The organism is Streptomyces sp. 840.1 (genome assembly GCF_003751445.1).
Taxonomy (GTDB): Bacteria; Actinomycetota; Actinomycetes; order Streptomycetales; family Streptomycetaceae; genus Streptomyces.
This window is the reverse complement of sequence record NZ_RJUU01000001.1, coordinates 2,384,632-2,402,768: the sequence shown is the minus strand read 5'-3', so window position 1 is coordinate 2,402,768 and position 18,137 is coordinate 2,384,632. Positions and strand designations below refer to the sequence as shown.

Sequence of the window (18,137 nt, the reverse complement as noted above, 5' to 3'; positions counted from 1 at the left end):
AGGATTTCGACCATGGCGGCCACTGGATCAGAGAAGCAGGGGGGCGAGGACGTGAAGAGCTTCTACGTCTCGACCCCCATTTACTACGTCAACGACGCTCCTCACCTGGGCCACGCCTACACGACCGTCGCAGGCGACGTGCTCACCCGCTGGCACCGCCAGCGCGGCGAGAAGGTGTGGTACCTCACCGGCACGGACGAGCACGGTCAGAAGATCATGCGCACGGCCGACGCGAACAACGTCACGCCCCAGGCGTGGTGCGACAAGCTCGTCGAGGAGTCCTGGAAGCCCCTCTGGGAGCACCTCGGCATCGGGAACGACGACTTCATCCGTACGACGGAGAAGCGGCACACCGACCGGGTGCAGGAGTTCGTGCAGGACCTGTACGACAAGGACGAGATCTACAAGGGCGGGTACGAGGGCCCTTACTGCGTGGGCTGCGAGGAGTACAAGCTCCCCGGCGACCTCATCGAGGCGGAGGACGGCACGAAGCTGTGCCCGATCCACAAGAAGCCGGTGGAGATCCTCAAGGAGGAGAACTACTTCTTCAAGCTGAGCCAGTACGGCCCGAAGCTGCTTGAGTTCTACGCGGCCAACCCCGGGTTCATCCAGCCCGAGTCGGCCCGCAACGAAGTCGTGAACTTCGTGAAGCAGGGTCTCCAGGACCTGTCGATCTCGCGCTCGACCTTCGACTGGGGCGTCCCGGTCCCGTGGGACGACAAGCACGTCATCTACGTGTGGGTCGACGCGCTGCTCAACTACGCGACGGCGGTCGGCTACGGCGCCAACCAGGAGAAGTTCGACGCCACGTTCCCGGCGAACGTGCACCTGGTCGGCAAGGACATCCTGCGCTTCCACGCGGTGATCTGGCCCGCGATGCTGATGGCACAGGGGCTGCCGCTGCCCGGCAAGGTCGTCGCCAACGGCTGGCTGATGGTCGGCGGCGAGAAGATGTCGAAGTCGAACCTGACGGGCATCAAGCCGCAGGACCTGACCTCGCACTTCGGCGTGGACGCGTACCGCTGGTACTTCCTGCGGGCCATCGCCTTCGGCAGCGACGGCTCGTTCTCCTGGGAGGACTTCACCGCCCGCTACACCTCCGAGCTCGCCAACGACTACGGCAACCTGGCCTCGCGCCTGGCGGCGATGGTCGGCAAGTACTACGGCGGCGCGCTCCCCGAGGCCACGGCGGCGGGCGAGCCCGAGCAGGCGGTACGGGACGGGCTGACGAAGGCCGTCGCCGAGGCAGACCGGAAGATCGGCGAGGAGCTGGACTTCCAGGGCGGCATCCTGTCGATCTTCGACTTCGTGAAGCAGGTCAACGGCTACATCACGGAGCAGGAGCCGTGGAGGGTCGCCAAGGACGAGTCGCCGGAGGGCCGGGCCCGCCTCGCGACGATCCTCTACACGGCCGCCGAGGCGCTGCGCGGTGTCGCGGTTCTGCTGAACCCCGTCATGCCGGACACCTCGCAGAAGCTGTGGGAGTCCCTGGGCGCCGAGGAGTCCCTGGGCGCGCTCTCCGGCCAGCGCATGGGCGAGGCCGCCGACTGGGGCCGGCTGGCGCCGGGCGCGACGGTGACGAAGGGTGCGGTGCTGTTCCCGCGCCTGGAGGAGAAGCCCGAGTAAGAGGCTCGTACGTACGCGAGGAGGGGCGGGACCGCACCGGCGGTCCCGCCCCTCCTCGCGTAGCCGGCTCCGGTCAGCGGACCCAGTTCTTGAGCGGTTCGGTGTCCAGCTCGATGCCCACCGGGTCGGGCAGCCGGACAGTCTTGCCGAACGGGACCGTCACCACCGTCTCGTACCGCACACCGTCGGGCTGGGAGTGCACCTTGACCTCGTAGCTGTCGCGGTCGATGAGCAGGTACACGGGGACACCGGTCTCCGCGTACGCACGCGGCTTCTCGACCCGGTCACGGAGGTCGGTGTCGTCGTCGTACGAGGTGACCTCGACGAGCATGAGGACGGCGGCGGGGTCCGCCCATTCACCTTGGCCGACGAAGGCGTCCAGCCGGGCCAGCGCCCCATCCGGACGGGCGTTGCCCCTCCGGTATGTCTCGATGCGCAGGCCCTGCTCCGCGAAAAGCCAGTTACGCGGATCCGATTGCATGCACATCTGCGTAAGCCAGGCGATGATCCGCCCGTGATCCCCGTCCGGCACAGCCTTGACACCCAGTTTCCCGTTCACGAACTCCAGACGCAGCGCTTCCTCCGCGCGTATGGCATGACGGGCCAGGTCCTCGAAGACCTCCTGGGTCAGCACACTGTCGTCGACCACGCTCACGCCTGCCTCCTCAAGAACCGGTCGGGCAGTCCCCAGATTACGGTCCGCGAACCCGGCGCGCAGCGACTTCAGCTGCTCAGGGACGCGGCGTCCCCCATGACGACGACGGGCTCCTCGGCCGGGTCGAGGAGGCCCAGCAGTTCCTTCATCCGGTCCTCGGTGAGCGAGACGCAGCCCTGGGTGGGGCCGCCGTGGTCGACGTGGATCCAGATGCCGCCGCCGCGCTCCGCGCCGAGCGGGCGGGTGTGGTCCAGGGGGGAGGTGCCGGGGAGGCGGTTGTAGTCGATGGCGACGACGTAGTCGAAGGAGCCCTCCAGCGGCTCCCCGTGGAAGCCCTCGCCCTCCACCTTGAAGTCGGGGCTCAGGTCGTACGGGAACGCCGTGGCCGGGGGGTCGAGGCGGCCGCCGGCCGCGGTCAGCGTGAAGACGCCGACGGGTGAACGCAGGTCGCCCTCCCAGTGCTCGCCCGTCCAGCCGTTCAGGGCGTTGTGGGCGGGCCAGGGCGCCATGGCCGCCCGCCAGTCCGCGGTGGGGCCGTCGCGGGTGTAGAGCACGGCGGTGGAGCGGTTGGAGTCCGCGGACTCGCCGGTGACGACGAACGCCTGGCGGGTACCGGCGGGGATCGCCGCCCTGGTCCGCGGCCCGAGCCCGGGGATCTCGCGCGGCGGGGCCGGCGGCGGTACGGGCGGGGCGACGGACGCAGCCGCTCCCGGCGGGCCCGGGGCGCCCGTGGTCTTCGTCAGGGTGCCGATCTCGCTCCTGCCGGCGATGCCGTCCGTGGCGCACCCGGCCAGCAGGAGGGTGAGCACGGCGCACACGACGTACGGGAGCCGCAGAGGAACGCTCGAACGGGGCACGGGCACGGAGGGGCTCCTGAGCAGTCGGTGGCGAAGCCGCGGGGCTGTGCGGCGCGGCGGGGGTGCGCCGTGCCGATGTCGGCCCAGGCAGTCTTTGCCGCAGCCGGGCCCGGCCAATCCGGCTGCGGGGCCATCCGGCTGTACCCGTCCAGGTGATTCGTGTACTTGTATGCGCGCAGCCCTTGTCCTCGCACGCCTTCGGCCCGTGTACTCGCACGCGCGCAGCTGTGGCACACGCATGCCGGCGGACCCCGCGCGCATCGGATCGCACGTCGGCGCGGCCGGGACGCGGAACAGCCCCCGGCCGGGTGGCCAGGGGCTGTTTCACGTGAAACCCGGTACAGCTGGGCGGGCTACTTCTCTGTGGCGTCCTTCGCGGAGGCGACCGGCTTGCGGAGCTGGATGTTCAGCTCGCGCAGCCGGGTCTCGTCCAGCACCGTGGGCGCGCCCATCATCAGGTCCTGGGCGTTGCCGTTCAGCGGGAAGGCGATCGTCTCGCGGATGTTGGGCTCGTCGGCCAGCAGCATCACGATGCGGTCGACACCCGGGGCGATGCCACCGTGCGGCGGGGCGCCGAGGCGGAAGGCCTTGAGCATGCCGGCGAACTCGTGCTCCACGGTCTCGCGGTCGTAGCCGGCGATCTCGAAGGCCTTGATCATCAGCTCGGGCTCGTGGTTACGGATGGCGCCGGAGGACAGCTCGATGCCGTTGCAGACGATGTCGTACTGCCAGGCGAGGATGTCCAGCGGGTCCTTCTCCTCCAGGTCCCGCAGACCGCCCTGGGGCATCGAGAAGGGGTTGTGCGAGAAGTCGATCTTCCCGGTGTCCTCGTCCTTCTCGTACATCGGGAAGTCGACGATCCAGCAGAACCGGAAGACGCCGTCCTCGAAGTGCCCGGCGCGCTTGGCGGCCTCGACGCGGACGACCGACATGATCTTGGAGACCTCGTCGAACTCGCCGGCGCCGAAGAACACGGCGTGGCCGGGGACGAGGGAGAGCCGCTCGGTGAGGGTCTTGACGTCCGTCTCGGTGAGGAACTTGGCGATCGGGCCCGCCAGCTTGCCGTCCTCGCCGACGCGCACCCAGGCGAGGCCCTTGGCGCCGTGCTCGACGGCGTAGTCACCGAGGCCGTCGAAGAACTTCCGGGACTGGCCCGCGGTGTCCGGCACCGGCAGCGCGCGGACGTGCTTGCCGGCGAAGGCCTTGAACTCCGAGTCCGCGAAGACGTCGGAGATGTCGACGAGCTCCAGCTTGGCGCGCAGGTCCGGCTTGTCGTTGCCGTACTTCAGCATCGACTCGCGGAACGGGATGCGCGGGAACGGCGAGGTGACGTGGCGGCCGTTGCCGAACTCCTCGAAGAGCTCGGTCATCAGCTTCTCGATCGGGCGGAAGACGTCCTCCTGCTCGACGAAGGACATCTCGACGTCGAGCTGGTAGAACTCGCCGGGCGAACGGTCCGCGCGGGCGTCCTCGTCGCGGAAGCAGGGCGCGATCTGGAAGTAGCGGTCGAAGCCGGAGATCATCAGCAGCTGCTTGAACTGCTGCGGGGCCTGCGGCAGCGCGTAGAACTTGCCGGGGTTCAGCCGGGACGGGACCACGAAGTCACGCGCGCCCTCGGGGGAGGTCGCGGTGAGGATCGGCGTCGCCATCTCGTTGAAGCCGAGGGCCACCATCTTGGAGCGGATCGAGGCGATCACGGAGGAGCGCAGCATGATGTTGCGGTGCATGCGCTCGCGGCGCAGGTCGAGGAAGCGGTACTCCAGGCGCCGCTCCTCGTTGACGCCGTCCTCGGCGTTGATCGTGAAGGGCAGCGGGGCGGCCTCGCCCAGCACCTCCACCGCGGTGACCTCGATCTCGATCTCGCCGGTCGGGAGCTCCGGGTTGACGTTGTCGGCGCCGCGGGCGGAGACCTTGCCGTCGATCCGGACGACGGTCTCCTTGGTGAGCTTCGCCAGGGCGTCGTTGCCGGGGGTGCCGGGGCGGGCGACGAGCTGCACCAGACCGTAGTGGTCGCGCAGATCGATGAAGAGGATGCCACCCAGGTCTCGGCGATTGTGCAGCCAGCCGCTCAGCCGGACGTCGGTGCCGACGTCAGAGGCGCGGAGCTCGCCGCAGGTGTGGGACCTGTACCGATGCATCGTCGTTCATCCAGTCTTCGCGGTTGGGGGCGGATACAGCCACCCCAGGCTACCGCCCGCGACCGGACCGTTTCATTGCCATGGCCCCCGGCCGGGATCGTCAGCGGCGCGGGTGCCTGGACCGCCGGTGGCGTTTGAGGGCTACATCTTCTTAAAGTGGGGCAATGCGCACCGAGGAAGTCCTGGCCGCGACCGCGACCGGTCTTTGGCGCTGGGACAACGCCGCCGGGACCGTCTGGCTCGACGCCGAGGCGGCCCGGCTGCTGGAGCTGCCCTCCGAACCGGGCCTCCTGCGCGAGTCGGAGGTGCGCTCCCGCTTCCATCCCGTCGACTGGAACGAGATCTACGGGGTGGTCAACCTGGCCGTCACCGAGGGCACGCTGGCCGAGGCCCGGCTGCGGGTCGTGGACGAGCGCGGGCGGGTGCTGCGCACCGTGCGGAGCCGTTCGCGGCCGCTGCCGCCCGCCGATGGCAGCGAGGCGGACTACGTGCTGGTCGGCACCCTCCAGGAGGTGGCCGAGCCGGAGCCGGGAGCCGCCGGGGCGCAGAACCGGATCACCGGCGACTGGCGGCGGTCGCGGGAGGCGTTCCTGCTGGACGCGGGGCGCGCGCTGGCCGAGGCCCGGTCGACGGCGGAGGTGCTGCGGGTCGCCTACTCGCTCTCCATGCCCGGGTTCTCGCCCGAGGGGCTGGCCGTCTTCGGCGTCGAGGGCGAGCGGCTGACGATCGTCGGGCACCACGGGCAGCACGCCGGTGACGAGGGACCGTTCGACGACATGCCGCTGGAGACCGACTACCCGGCCGCCGAGGTCGTACGGACGGGGCGGGCGATCTACCTCCCCAGCCCCGAGGACTACTACCACCGCTACCCGGCCACCTGGCCGCTGGCCCGGCGGTTCGGGCGCCGCTCCTGGGCCTTCCTGCCGCTGATCGTGGCGGGCCGCACGATGGGCGCCTGGATGGCGGGGTTCCGGCATCCGGTGTCGTTCTCGCCGGACGAGCGGTCGGTGCTGACGACGGTGGCCCGGATGCTCGCGCAGGCGCTGGCCCGCGCCGGGATCGCCGAGACCGAGCGGGAGCTGTCGCAGGGGCTCCAGCGCACGATGATGCCCTCCCTGCTGCCCAGCATCCCGGGGATGACGGTGGCCGCCCGCTATGTGCCGACCGGGGGCGGGCTCCAGGTCGGCGGCGACTGGTACGACATGATCCCGCTGCCCAACGGCCGGGTCGCCCTCGTCATCGGTGACGTCCAGGGCCATGACGTACGGGCCGCCGGGCTGATGGGCCAGCTGCGGATCGCGCTGCGCGCGTACGCCTCCGAGGGGCACCGCCCGGACGCGGTGCTCTCGCGGGCCTCGCGCTTCCTCTCCGGGCTCACCGACGCCCACGAGGACGCGGAGCACACTGGACCGCGCTTCGCGACCTGCCTGTACGCGGAGGCGGACCCGGCCACCGGCACCCTGGACATCGCGCGGGCCGGGCACCCCGACCCCGTGGTGATGACGCCCGACGGGACCGCGTTCATCCGGCAGACCGCGGGCGGGCTCCCGCTGGGCATCGAGTCGGACACGGACTACCCGACGACCAGGTTCACCCTGGAGCCCGGAGAAACGATCATGCTCTGCACGGACGGGCTGATCGAGACCGGCGGGCACGACCTGGCCACCGGCTGGGTCCGGCTCCGGCCGATCCTGGAGCGGCACACCAGTGACCTGGAGAAGCTCGCGGACGCCCTGGTGGAGGCGGTGCACGGGCCGGGCTCGCACTACACGACGGGCCCGCTCGTGGACCGCCGCGAGGACGACGTCGCGGTACTGCTGCTGCGCCGCGAGAGCCCGGCGACCCGGCTGACCCCGCCCCGGCGGACCGCGATGACCATCGCCCAGGCCGAGCCGGAACGGATCGCGGCGGCCCGGCAGCAGGTGCGCGAGATGCTGCACGACTGGGCCGATCCGGAGCAGGTCGACTCCGCGGTGCTGATGATCTCCGAGATGGCCACGAACGTGCTGGTCCACACGGACGGCGACGCGCTGATGGTCGCGCAGGCCAGCGGCGAGCACGGGGAGCGGCGGCTGCGCGTGGAGGTGGCCGACGGCAGCGACGAGCTGCCGCACAAGCGGCGGCCCGGCGAGATGGCGTCCAGCGGGCGGGGCCTGGTCCTGATGGAGATGCTCGCCGACGCGTGGGGGGTCGATCCCCGGGGCGAGGGCAAGTCGATCTGGTTCGAGCTCTACGAGTCGGCGGAGCCCGCGGAGCTGGTGGAACCGGTGGAGCCCGTGGCGCTGGTGGAGCCGCCCGCGCCGGAGCCGGAGGCGGATCCCTGAGCCGGGGCGTGGCGCCCGTCCTCAGGCGGTGGCCGGGCCGGGGGGCGGTACGCCGGGCGGGGTGTCCGGCGCGCCGGCGTCCGGGTCCGCCGGGGGCCCGAGGTCCCTGCGCAGTTCGCCGAGGATGCCGAAGGCCGCCGCGCACACCGGGACCGCGAGGAGCATCCCCAGCAGGCCCGCCACGCTCGCGCCCGCCGTCAGCGCGACCATGATCATGGCGGGGTGCATCTGGACCGTGCGGCTCTGGATCATCGGCTGCAGGATGTGGCCCTCCAGCACCTGCACGGCGAGCACCACCCCGAGCGCCCAGAGCGCGATCACGAAGCCCCGGTCCGCGAGCGCCACCAGGACCGCGACGGCGCCCGAGATGAACGCCCCCAGATACGGGATGTAGGCGCCGACCAGCACCAGCGCGCCCAGCCCCACCGCGCCGGGCACGCGCAGGATCAGCAGGCCGACCGTGATGCAGACGGCGTCGATGAGCGCGATGAGCGTCGTACCGCGCATGAAGCCCTCGACGGCCTCGAACGCGCGCCGGCCCATCGCCTCGACCAGGTCACCGGCGCCGCGCGGGGCGATGGAGTGCGCGAGGTTCGCGGCCCGGTCGGAGTCGCGCAGGAAGAAGAAGGTCAGCAGCAGGGCGAGCACGCTGGTGGCGATGAGCGAACCGACCAGGCTGAGGCCGCTCAGCAGCCCGCCCGCGGCGCTCGCGCCGAACTTCTCGACGAGCTTCTTGCCGCTGGTGGCCAGGTCGTCCACATTCGTGTTGCCGGTGACACCGAAGTGGTCGACGACCCACTGGCCGGCGTCCTTCAGTGACTGGACGATCTGGTCACCGGTGTCGATGAGCGCGGCGACGACGATGTACCCGGCGCCGCCGACCACCGCGACGAGCAGGGCGCAGGTGATCCCGGCCGCCACCGAACGGTTCACCCCGTGCGCGGTCAGCCTTCGGTGGACGGGGCCGAGCAGCGCCGTACCGAGCAGCGCGAGCAGGACGGGGGTGACGGCGGTCTTGAGCGCGACGCACAGCCAGATGGCCACCGCGGCGACGCCGGTGACCAGCAGGACGACACCGCACCAGGCGGCCAGCCGCCGGGCGCCGATGGGCAGGAGGGGCTTCCGGTTCTGCACCCTCCCACCCGATCACGCCCCGGGTGCGGTGTCCCGCCCGCGCCGCCGTACGAGTGACGAACCGTCATACGGCGGCGGTGCGGCTCACATCCCGTGGACGGCGGGCACGGTGCCGAGGCGGCCGGCCTGGAAGTCCTCGAAGGCCTGCTTCAGTTCGGCCTGGCTGTTCATCACGAACGGCCCGTAGTGCGCCATCGGCTCCCGGATGGGACGCCCGCCGAGCAGGACGACCTCCAGCTCCGGGGCGTTGCCGTCCTGCTGCTCGTCCGCGCGGACGGTCAGCGAGGAGCCGGCGCCGAAGACGGCGGTCTGGCCCATGTGGACGGGCCTGCGGTCCTGGCCAACGGTGCCTCGGCCGGCCAGGACGTAGGCGAGGCCGTTGAAGTCCTCGCGCCACGGCAGGGTCACCTCGGCGCCGGGGCGCACGGTGGCGTGGATCATCGTGATGGGGGTGTGCGTGGCACCGGGGCCCTCGTGGCCGTCGAGCTCGCCCGCGATCACCCGGAGCAGCGCGCCCCCGTCGGGGGAGGCGAGCAGCTGCACCTGGCCGCCACGGATGTCCTGGTAGCGCGGGGCCATCATCTTGTCGGCCTTGGGCAGGTTCACCCAGAGCTGGAGGCCGTGGAAGAGGCCGCCCGACGTGACGAGCGACTCCGGCGGGGCCTCGATGTGGAGCAGCCCGGACCCGGCGGTCATCCACTGGGTGTCGCCGTTCTGGATGGTGCCGCCGCCACCGTTGGAGTCCTGGTGCACGAAGGTGCCGTCGATCAGGTAGGTGACGGTCTCGAAGCCGCGGTGCGGGTGCCAGGGCGTGCCCTTCGGCTCGCCGGCCGCGTACTCCACCTCACCCATCTGGTCCATCATGATGAACGGGTCGAGGTACTTGTAGTTGATCCCCGCGAAGGCGCGGCGCACGGGGAACCCCTCGCCCTCGAACCCGCTGGGCGCCGTGGTCACGGCGAGCACGGGACGGGCCACGGCATCGGCCGAGGCGGCGACCTTGGGCAGGGTCAGCGGGTTTTCGACGGTTACTGCGGGCATGGGAGCCACCTCCGGGGACTGTTCTGCGTTCAATTTAGTTGAATGGTGAACATCCCGCAAGGCGGCATCCATTCCCGCGACTCCACCGCGCACGAGGATCGGCCCCCAGGAGGATCGACCCCCCGAAGGGGTGAGTGGTACCTATGGGTCAGCTCTGTCCCCTCTCGGCGGCCCACGGGGAGGCCGCGACGTCCCGCCACGACGGAGGGGGGCGGAGCCGAAACCGAGGGGGACGAGTGAACGAGCTGACCGAACGGGTACGCCAGCGCTTCTACGGGCTGATCCACCGGAACCCCGGCTGGTCGCTCGAACAGATGGCGGCCGAGGCCCGCTGCTCCCTCGCCGAGGCGGATCAGGCCTGCGACGCGCTCTGCGCCGTCGGCCTGCTGGTGCCCTCGTGGTCGGCCCCCTGCGGCTACGTGACCGTCACCCCTGAGGCCGCGCTGACCCGGCTGTTCTCCGCCGAGGAACGCCAGACCGAGGCACACCTTCAGCACCTGGCCAGGATCAGGGGCGCGGTCGCCTCGCTGATCGGCGGCTACCCGCGCCTGCACGACGAGCGGCGGGAGTCCGTCGAGATCGAGACCCTGCCGACGCCGGAGCTGGTGAACGCCTTCCTGGAGGACGCGGGCAGCACCTGCAACGTGCGCATGAGGTCGATGCACCCCGGCGGGCCGCCGCCGGAGGAACTCGTGGACGCCATGCTGCTGCGGGACAAGGAGATGGAGAGCCGGGGCATCCGGGTGGAGACGCTCTACTCGCGACGGACGGCCGAGGTCCCCTACATGGCGGCGTATCTGACCGACGCGGAACGGATCGGGCGCGAGGCACGCACGGCGGACTACCTGCCGTTGCGGATGATCCTCTTCGACGACGACCTCGCGGTGCTCCCGATCAACCCGCAGGACCCCGGCGAGGGAGCCTCCGCCATCCACGGCCAGGCGCTGGCCAGGTCCCTGCACGCGCTGTACGACTACTGCTGGCACACCTCCACGCCGCTGCGTCCCGCGGCCCCGGCGGCCGCCCTCGGGGAGGAACTCGACTCCCAGGACCTCATCGTGCTGCGCATGCTCGCCGACGGCGTCAAGGACGAGGCGATCGCCCGTCATCTGGGCATCTCCTCCCGGACGTTGAGCCGGTACATGACCGGCCTCACGAACCGGCTGGGAGTGCACACGCGCTTCCAGGTGGCCCTGCGTGTCGCGGAGCTCGGGCTGCTGGACTGAGACCGGCCCCCCGAGAAGAACGGGGCGGAGTCGCGGGCCTTCCGGCGGTCGGCCGCCACCCCCCTGCGGAGTCCGGCCGCGGCGCCGCACCCCCCTACGGAAGGCGGGGACACCCCTTACGGGAGATTCTCACATTCTGAGACAGGGGCGGGGTGTGGCGCCCTGTCGCCATGGCTGATGGCCGCCGCACGCAATGTCTTGCCCCGTGAACAGGCGCGGCAGCAGCATGGATTCTGCCGGCGACGAGCGGTTGCGACCGCCCTTCTCTCCGCCGGATTCCGCACTCGCCAGACACACCGGGGGACAGCTATGCCTGCACGATTCCGCGCCTTCCTCTGTACCGCCTTCGTCTGTACCTCCCTCCTCACCTGTACCTCCCTCCTCACCGCGGCGGGAACGGCCCACGCCTCGGCGGCGGCGCCGGCCGCCGGAACGACCGTCGTGGACCGGCCCCAGGGCGACAACGGCTGGTGGTAGGGGCGCCCCTCGCCACCCGCCCACTTTGCCCAGTCCGCGCACAGGAGAGCCCGATGGACGTCATCGCCGCCGCACCACCCGGTCCACCAGAGCCGGTCCTCACGAACGGCCCCGCCCTGGCCGCACACCCCGACCGCACCGTCGATGTCGCCGTCGTGGGCATCGGCTACGCGGGCCTGCCGCTCGCCGTGGCCGCCGCCGCGGGCGGGCACCGCACCCGCGGCCTGGACCTGAGCGACTTCCTGGTGGCTCAGGTCAACATCGGCCGACCGCCCGTCGACACGGTGACCCGGGCCGAACTGGACGCCGTGGCGCCGCTGCTCGACGCCACCACGGACCCCGCGTTCCTGAGCGAGTGCTCCGTCGTCGCCCTGTGCGTTCCCACGCCGGTGGACACCCACGGCGTGCCGGACCTGGAGCCCCTGCTCTGCGCGGTGCGCACGGTCCGCCAGCACCTGAGTCCCGGACAGCTGGTGATCATCGAGTCCACCACCTACCCCGGGACCACCGACGGCGTCATCCGCGACATCCTGGAGGAGTCCGGCCTGACCGCCGGCAGCGACTTCCACCTGGCCTTCTCGCCGGAGCGGGTGGACCCGGGCAACACCCGGTACGGCTTCCACAACACGCCCAAGGTGGTCGGCGGGCTGACCTCGGCGTGCGGTGCCCGCGCCGCCGCGTTCTACGCGGGGCTGACCGAGCGGGTGCACGTCACCCGCTCCAGCCGTGAGGCCGAGGCCGCCAAGATCCTGGAGAACACCTACCGCCAGGTGAACCTGGCCCTGGTCAACGAGTTCGCGCAGATCTGCCACCGGCTGGGTGTCGACGTCTGGGAGACCATCGAGGCCGCCGCGACCAAGCCCTTCGGCTTCACCCCGTTCCGTCCCGGCGCGGGTGTCGGGGGCCACTGCATTCCGGTCGACCCGCTCTACCTCGTGCACCGCGCGACCCAGGCCGGGGTGCCGTTCCGGATGGCCGAGCAGGCGCAGCGGATCAACGACTCGATTCCCGTCTGGGTCGCCTCCCGGGCGCAGGAGCTGCTGACGGCGAACGGGATCAACGTCCGCGGGGCCAAGGTGCTCCTGCTGGGCGTCACCTACAAGCCGGACGTCGCCGACATCCGCCACTCGCCTGCCGAGCCGCTCGCCCTCGAACTGCTCGGAGCGGGGGCCGACGTGATGTTCCACGACCCGTACGTCACCACGTTCTCCGCACGCGGCCGGGCCGTGCCCGCCGGACAGGACCTGGTGGCCGACCTCGCCACCGCCGACCTCACGATCGTCGTGCAGCGGCACCGGATGTACGACAACGGGCTGCTGGCCCACGCACGGCTCGTCCTCGACCCCGGCGGCCCCGGCACGACGCAGGAGGGCGGGAACGCATGACCCGGAACCCCTCCGTCGTGGACCTGATCCGCGGCCACGCGGCCGGCCGCCCCTCCGGCGTCGCCCTGCGGACCCCGACGGACACCGTGACCTACGCCCAGCTGTGGCATCGCGCCGAGCAGGCCGCACTCGCCCTCGCGGGCCGCGGCGTACGGCGTGGCGACAGCGTCCTCGTCCGGCTGCCCTCGGGTCCGGACGCGGTCGTCGCCATGCTCGGGACCTGGCTCGCCGGTGCCGCGTTCGTACCCGTCGACACGGCGACCCCCGAGGAACGCCTCGCGTACGTGCTCCGCGACAGCGGCGCCGCCTTGGTCCTCGACGACAGCACGGCGCTCCCGCCGTCCGCCGGGGACCCGGTGGAGGCCGCCCGCCCGGTGGAGGCCGCCCGGCCGCACAGCGCGGACGACGAACACGGCGCCTACGTCATCTACACCTCCGGGTCCACCGGAGCGCCCAAGGGAGTCCTGGTCGGGCACGGGGCGCTGGCGCGCCATGCCGACGCGTCCGTGGACCTGTTCGCGCTCGGGCCGCACAGCACCGTGCTCCAGTTCGCGAGCCTCGGATTCGATGTCGCCCAGGAGGAGATCTGGCCGACCCTCGCCGCGGGCGGAACCCTCGCCTTCCACGGCACAGGCGGCGTCCCCGACACCGTGCGGCTCGCCTCGGCCGTCGGGGAACTGGGGGTGACGGTCCTGCAACTCCCCACCGTCTACTGGCGGATGCTCTGCGCGGAGCTCGACGGCGAGCGGGAGCCGTCCTTCGCCGGGGTCCGCACGGTGGTCATCGGCGGCGAGAACGCCACGACCGCCGATGCCCACGCCCACCGCCGTACCCCCCTCGCGCACACCGTGCTGGTGAACGGGTACGGCCCCACAGAGACCGTGGTCACCGCGACCGCCCTGGTGCTCGCCCCCGGCGACGAGGTGCCCGGCACGGCCGGGCTGCCCATCGGGACACCGGTCGGCGACCGGGTGGCACGGGTGCTGGACGAGGACCGGCGGCCCGTCGCCGACGGCACACCGGGCGAACTGTGGATCGGCGGCGAGCCGCTGGCCCTGGGCTACCTGAACGACGCGGCGCGGACGCGGGAGCGCTTCCTGCCCGATCCGTACGCGGCGGCGCCCGGCGCGCGGATGTACCGCACCGGCGACATGGTGGTGCGGCGGGAGAGCGGCGGCCTCGAATTCCTGGGGCGCGCCGACAACCAGGTGAAGGTACGCGGCCACCGCATCGAACTCGACGAGGTCGACCGCCACCTGCTCGCGGCCCCCGGGATCACCTCCGCCGTCTCGTTCACCCTGGACGACGGCGCCGGTGGGAACGTGCTCGCGGCCGCCGTGGCACGTGACGGGGACGGCCCCGACCCCCGGGCCGTCCGGGAGCACCTGCGGGAGCGGGTCCCCGCCTACCTGGTGCCGGGCCGCATCGCCGTACTCGACCGGATACCCCTCACCACCTCCGGCAAGACCGACCGCCGCGCGGCGGCCGAGGCAGCGGCGGCGGTCCTGGGCGCCGGGGCGACGCACGAGCGCGACGACGAGACGCGGTCACCGCTGGACACGGTGGTCGCCCTGCTCCGCGAACTGCTGCTCGCGCCGGAACTCGGCCCCGACGACGACTTCCTCGCCCTGGGCGGCGACTCCCTCATGGCCCTGCGCGTCTGCGGGCGGATGCGGGCACGGGGCATCTCCATGACCCCCGGCGACCTGCTCGCCGGTCGCACCGCCCGCGCCGCCGTCTCCCGGGCGCAGGGCCGCCGCGCGCCGGACGCCGTCGAGGAGGAGACCGCCGGCCCGCTCGACCTGCTGCCCGCCCAGCACCGCTGGCTGGGCGACGGCGATCTGCCGGCCCGCGACCACTTCTGCCTGAACGCGCTGTTCACCACCGACTCAGGCGTGTCCGCGCACCAACTCGCCCGGGTGGCCGGTGCCCTCCTACGACGCCACCCCGCGCTGCGCACGGCGCTCCGCGCGGACGGCACGGCCGAGCTGCGGGAGACCGACCCCTCGGAGGCCGTCCGTGTCATCGACCTGTCCCCCGTCCCGCCCAGCGAGCGCGCCGCCCGGCTGGAGGAGGCGCTGGCCGAGGCGCAGACCTCAATGTCGCTCGCAGACGGCCGGGTCCTTCAGCTGCTGTACGTCGACGGCACGGAGAACGGGGCCAGACTGCTGCTGACGGTCCACCACTTCGTCCTCGACGGAGTGTCGATGGGCCTGCTCGTCGACGACCTCGAACTACTGCTGGGCGGCGGCCGGCCGGAAGCCGCCGCGACGGGACCGCGCGCCGTCGGCACCGCGCTGCGGGACTGGGTGCGCTCCCGGCAGGCCCGGCAGGACGCCGCCGAATGGGCCGCCGGAACAGGGGAGTTCGCCGCGCTCCGGCCCGATACGGAAGGCGCCGCGCCGCTGCCCACGCTGCGCACCCACCGCTCCCGGCTGCCCCGGGACCTCACCGGCCAGGTGCTCCACCGCCTCCCCGCCGCAGGCGTCGCCCCGCACGACTTCGCCCTCGGCTGCCTGGTCGGCGGCCTGGCGGCCTGGACCGGGGAGCCCGTGCACGGGGTGGACGTCTACGCGCACAGCCGAGACGTGTCCCCCGGCGACCTCGACCTGTCCCGCACCGTCGGCTACGTGCAGAGCACCTACCCGGCCGTCCTGCGGTGGGAGGGCGAGGGCGTCCGCGCCCTGCTCGCCGCGCTCGGCGGCCCGGCCGCCCTGCCCGAACGCCGCTACGGGTTCGACGCGTTGCGCTTCCTCTCGCCCGATCCCGCGGAGCGTGCCGCCCTCGCGGACCGCCCCCGGCCCCGGGTCCGGCTCAACTTCCGCGGTCATCTGCTGCGGCTGGAGCAGCGCGCGCCGGGTGCGGTGCTGCGGCCCGCGGACGAGAGCTTCGGCGCGCACCGCTCGCCGCTCCAGCGAGAGCGCTATCTGCTGATGGCCGAGGGGGACATCGTCGACGGTGAGCTGGAGATGAGCCTGAAGTACTCCACGGTCCACTGGAGCGCGGACCGGATCGAGGAGCTGGCCCGCCACGTCGACCGCGTGATGCGGCGGACCCTGGACTCCCCCGACGGGCCCCGGGCCGCGGCGGACACCGCCCGTACGGTGAGCGGCGGTGCGCGATGAGACCGCTGCCGCCCGTGGTCCCCGGCGTGCCGGCCGAGCACCAGCCCGCCCTGGGCAGCGCCCCGCACTGGCCCCTGGTGCTGTACTTCCACCACGTGCACCCGGACGTGCGGCACTACACCGCGCTCTCCCCGGACGCGTTCGAGCGGGGCCTTGAGCAGGTGCTCGAACGGTTCGCCCCGTACGACCCGGCGGACCTGCTGGCCGACGGGGGCCCTCGCCGGCCCGACCGCCCCACGGTGCTCGTCACCTTCGACGACGGCTACCGCGACAACACGACCCACGCACGGGACATCCTGGACCGGCTCGGCGTCCGTGCGGTGTTCTTCGTCTGCACCGGACTGCTCGGCCGGCGCAGTCCCCGTCCGCGCGAGGACCACCTGACGTACGAGGAGTGCGACGGGCTGGCCCGGGAGGGGCACCTGATCGGCGCCCACACCCGTACCCACCCGCATCTCGACCGGATTACCCCGGCGGAGGGCCGCGCCCAGACCCTGGGCTCGCTCGACGATATCCGCGAGCGGTACGGACCCGGCCCCGCCCGGTTGTTCGCCTACCCCTACGGCGGGGTGCCCGCGGGGCCGCTGCTGCCGGACGGCGTGCTGGCCTTCGGAACGGTCCGCTCACCCGCCACGCCGTGGACCGCTGACCACCAGCGGATCCGCAGGACCTATCTGCCCTCGGGGGCGGCCGACACCTGGGCCGGACTGGTCCGCCACTGGCGCACCGAGTGGGACGGGACGTCCGGCCCGTCCGCCGACGGCCCCGCCCTGACCGCTTCCGAGAGGGAAGAGAGATGACCGAACAGAAGACGTGGCGCACCCGGTTGACCGGGGCCCTGCCCGCCACCAGGGAATCCCGGATCATCGCGGTCAACGCGCTGATCGGGTCCATGGGAACCGGCATGTTCCTGGCCAGCTCCGCCCTCTACTTCACGCGCTTCGCCGGAATCAACGAGACACAGCTCGGCGTGGGCCTGGGGATCGCCGGAGTGGTCGGGCTCGCCACCACCGTGCCGATGGGCATGCTCGCCGACCGCTTCGGCCCCAGGAACATCATCCTGGTGGTCTGCCTGTGGCGTGCCATCGGCTACCTCGCCTATCTGAGGGTCGACGGATTCAGCCAGTTCGTGGTGACGGCCAGTCTGCTGTACGTCATGGACCGGGCGGGACAGCCCCTGAACCAGGCCCTGGTGGGCCGCCTGATCACCGGAACCGAACGCAACCGCACGATGGGATTCATCCGGTCCCTGCGCAACCTCGGTTTCACTGTCGGGTTCTCGCTCGCCGGCATCGCCCTGACCACCAATTCGAAGACGGCGTTCCACTGGCTGTTCATCGGTAACGCGATCAGCTTCCTGGTGGTGTTCTCCCTGGTCTGGATGCTGCCCCGGGTCGGCCCGGCGGCGGCCGGGGCCAAGGGGGACGGGGAGAGCGCGAAGAAGGTGGTCCCGCCGATCCGCGACTGGCGGTTCGTGGCCGCCACGGCGGCCAACGGCGTGATGTTCCTGCACGACGCGATCCTGATCACCGTGCTGCCGCTCTGGGTGGCCGAGCACACCGCGTCACCGATCTGGATGATCACCGTCCTGGTCACCACCAACACGGTCCTCACGGTGCTGGCCCAGGTCAGAGTGACCCGCCATATCGGGGACCTGGCCACCGCGACCCGGGCCACCACCATGTCGTCGGTCCTGCTGCTGTTCGCCTGCGTCGCCTTCGCGGCGAGCGGCTGGACGGACGCGTCCGGCTGGGCGGTCGTGACCCTGGTAGCCGCGCTGCTCCTGCTGACCTTCGGAGAGCTGCTGCACTCGGCCTCGTCCTGGGAGATCTCCTTCGCGATGGCGCCGGAGGCGGCCCAGGGCAGGTACTTCGCCTTCTTCAACGTGGGCTTCTCGGCGGCGGAGATCGCCGGACCGGCCGTGGTGCTGTGGCTCCTCTCCCGGACGGGACCGGGCGGCTGGCTGATCATCGCGGCCTGCTTCCCGCTGTCCGCGGCCCTGAGCTGGCTCGGCACCCGGCAGAAGCCCGTACCGGTCACCACCGGGCCCACGACGCGGCACTCGGAGCCCGTACCCGCGACAGACGGTTCCTGACCGACCGCACCGACCCATTCCCACCCCTCGGTGGAATGCGCACTGACGGAGGAA

The 18,137-nt window shown here is 72.0% G+C and carries 13 protein-coding genes; 8 read left to right on the top strand and 5 right to left on the bottom strand.

Features of this window, described 5'->3' with window-relative positions:
- The first annotated feature begins 12 nt into the window (after positions 1-12).
- Positions 13-1,626, top strand: a complete 1,614-nt coding sequence (metG, locus tag EDD93_RS11010) for a methionine--tRNA ligase (protein ID WP_123524977.1) — start codon at positions 13-15, stop codon at positions 1,624-1,626.
- A 73-nt stretch (positions 1,627-1,699) separates the two neighbouring features.
- Here metG and EDD93_RS11005 read toward each other — a convergent pair whose 3' ends face one another.
- The 3 genes from EDD93_RS11005 to aspS form a co-directional block, all read right to left on the bottom strand.
- Positions 1,700-2,281 (bottom strand): Uma2 family endonuclease, encoded by a 582-nt coding sequence (locus EDD93_RS11005; RefSeq protein WP_398903302.1) that lies wholly within the window; start codon positions 2,279-2,281, stop codon positions 1,700-1,702.
- Positions 2,282-2,349: 68 nt separating this feature from the next.
- On the bottom strand, positions 2,350-3,144 hold the full coding sequence (locus EDD93_RS11000; protein ID WP_123524976.1) for a L,D-transpeptidase family protein: 795 nt from the start codon (positions 3,142-3,144) through the stop codon (positions 2,350-2,352).
- Between the two features lie 347 nt (positions 3,145-3,491).
- Positions 3,492-5,276: an aspartate--tRNA ligase gene (gene aspS / locus EDD93_RS10995; RefSeq protein ID WP_123524975.1), complete on the bottom strand. Its 1,785-nt coding sequence runs from the start codon at positions 5,274-5,276 to the stop codon at positions 3,492-3,494.
- A 164-nt stretch (positions 5,277-5,440) separates the two neighbouring features.
- On the opposite strand from aspS, the gene EDD93_RS10990 reads away from it, so the two are divergent.
- Positions 5,441-7,600: a SpoIIE family protein phosphatase gene (locus EDD93_RS10990; protein ID WP_123524974.1), complete on the top strand. Its 2,160-nt coding sequence runs from the start codon at positions 5,441-5,443 to the stop codon at positions 7,598-7,600.
- 21 nt (positions 7,601-7,621) lie between these two features.
- Here the strand turns inward: EDD93_RS10990 and EDD93_RS10985 are convergent, their stop codons facing one another.
- Together EDD93_RS10985 and EDD93_RS10980 are read right to left on the bottom strand one after the other, a co-directional pair.
- Positions 7,622-8,734, bottom strand: coding sequence for an AI-2E family transporter (locus EDD93_RS10985; protein ID WP_123524973.1), 1,113 nt, complete (start codon positions 8,732-8,734; stop codon positions 7,622-7,624).
- 84 nt (positions 8,735-8,818) lie between these two features.
- Positions 8,819-9,775 (bottom strand): pirin family protein, encoded by a 957-nt coding sequence (locus EDD93_RS10980; protein WP_123524972.1) that lies wholly within the window; start codon positions 9,773-9,775, stop codon positions 8,819-8,821.
- A 236-nt stretch (positions 9,776-10,011) separates the two neighbouring features.
- Between EDD93_RS10980 and EDD93_RS10975 the strand changes: the two genes are divergently transcribed.
- From EDD93_RS10975 to EDD93_RS10955, 6 genes are all read left to right on the top strand, one after another.
- A complete protein-coding gene (locus EDD93_RS10975; RefSeq protein ID WP_185092271.1) occupies positions 10,012-11,001 on the top strand; it encodes a LuxR C-terminal-related transcriptional regulator in 990 nt (329 codons plus the stop codon).
- Positions 11,002-11,310: 309 nt separating this feature from the next.
- Positions 11,311-11,478: a hypothetical protein gene (locus EDD93_RS39565; RefSeq protein WP_185092270.1), complete on the top strand. Its 168-nt coding sequence runs from the start codon at positions 11,311-11,313 to the stop codon at positions 11,476-11,478.
- Positions 11,479-11,531: 53 nt separating this feature from the next.
- Entirely contained in the window at positions 11,532-12,863 is a 1,332-nt protein-coding gene (locus tag EDD93_RS10970) for a nucleotide sugar dehydrogenase (protein WP_123524970.1), read from the top strand.
- Complete coding sequence (locus tag EDD93_RS10965) at positions 12,860-15,988, top strand: non-ribosomal peptide synthetase (RefSeq protein ID WP_123524969.1); 3,129 nt, start codon at positions 12,860-12,862, stop codon at positions 15,986-15,988. The genes EDD93_RS10970 and EDD93_RS10965 overlap by 4 nt, the downstream gene beginning before the upstream one ends.
- Entirely contained in the window at positions 15,985-16,788 is an 804-nt protein-coding gene (locus tag EDD93_RS10960; protein ID WP_123524968.1) for a polysaccharide deacetylase family protein, read from the top strand. The genes EDD93_RS10965 and EDD93_RS10960 overlap by 4 nt, the downstream gene beginning before the upstream one ends.
- Complete coding sequence (locus EDD93_RS10955; RefSeq protein WP_221217303.1) at positions 16,785-18,083, top strand: MFS transporter; 1,299 nt, start codon at positions 16,785-16,787, stop codon at positions 18,081-18,083. The genes EDD93_RS10960 and EDD93_RS10955 overlap by 4 nt, the downstream gene beginning before the upstream one ends.
- The last annotated feature ends 54 nt before the right edge of the window (positions 18,084-18,137 follow it).

What these genes read in the sequence shown, in the direction of transcription:
- metG (WP_123524977.1), top strand. Translation starts at nt 13, where the DNA reads ATGGCGGCCACTGGATCAGAGAAGCAGGGGGGCGAGGACGTGAAGAGC.
- aspS (WP_123524975.1), bottom strand. Translation starts at nt 5,276, where the DNA reads ATGCATCGGTACAGGTCCCACACCTGCGGCGAGCTCCGCGCCTCTGAC.
- EDD93_RS10990 (WP_123524974.1), top strand. Translation starts at nt 5,441, where the DNA reads ATGCGCACCGAGGAAGTCCTGGCCGCGACCGCGACCGGTCTTTGGCGC.
- EDD93_RS10980 (WP_123524972.1), bottom strand. Translation starts at nt 9,775, where the DNA reads ATGCCCGCAGTAACCGTCGAAAACCCGCTGACCCTGCCCAAGGTCGCC.
- EDD93_RS39565 (WP_185092270.1), top strand. Translation starts at nt 11,311, where the DNA reads ATGCCTGCACGATTCCGCGCCTTCCTCTGTACCGCCTTCGTCTGTACC.
- EDD93_RS10970 (WP_123524970.1), top strand. Translation starts at nt 11,532, where the DNA reads ATGGACGTCATCGCCGCCGCACCACCCGGTCCACCAGAGCCGGTCCTC.
- EDD93_RS10965 (WP_123524969.1), top strand. Translation starts at nt 12,860, where the DNA reads ATGACCCGGAACCCCTCCGTCGTGGACCTGATCCGCGGCCACGCGGCC.
- EDD93_RS10960 (WP_123524968.1), top strand. Translation starts at nt 15,985, where the DNA reads ATGAGACCGCTGCCGCCCGTGGTCCCCGGCGTGCCGGCCGAGCACCAG.
- EDD93_RS10955 (WP_221217303.1), top strand. Translation starts at nt 16,785, where the DNA reads ATGACCGAACAGAAGACGTGGCGCACCCGGTTGACCGGGGCCCTGCCC.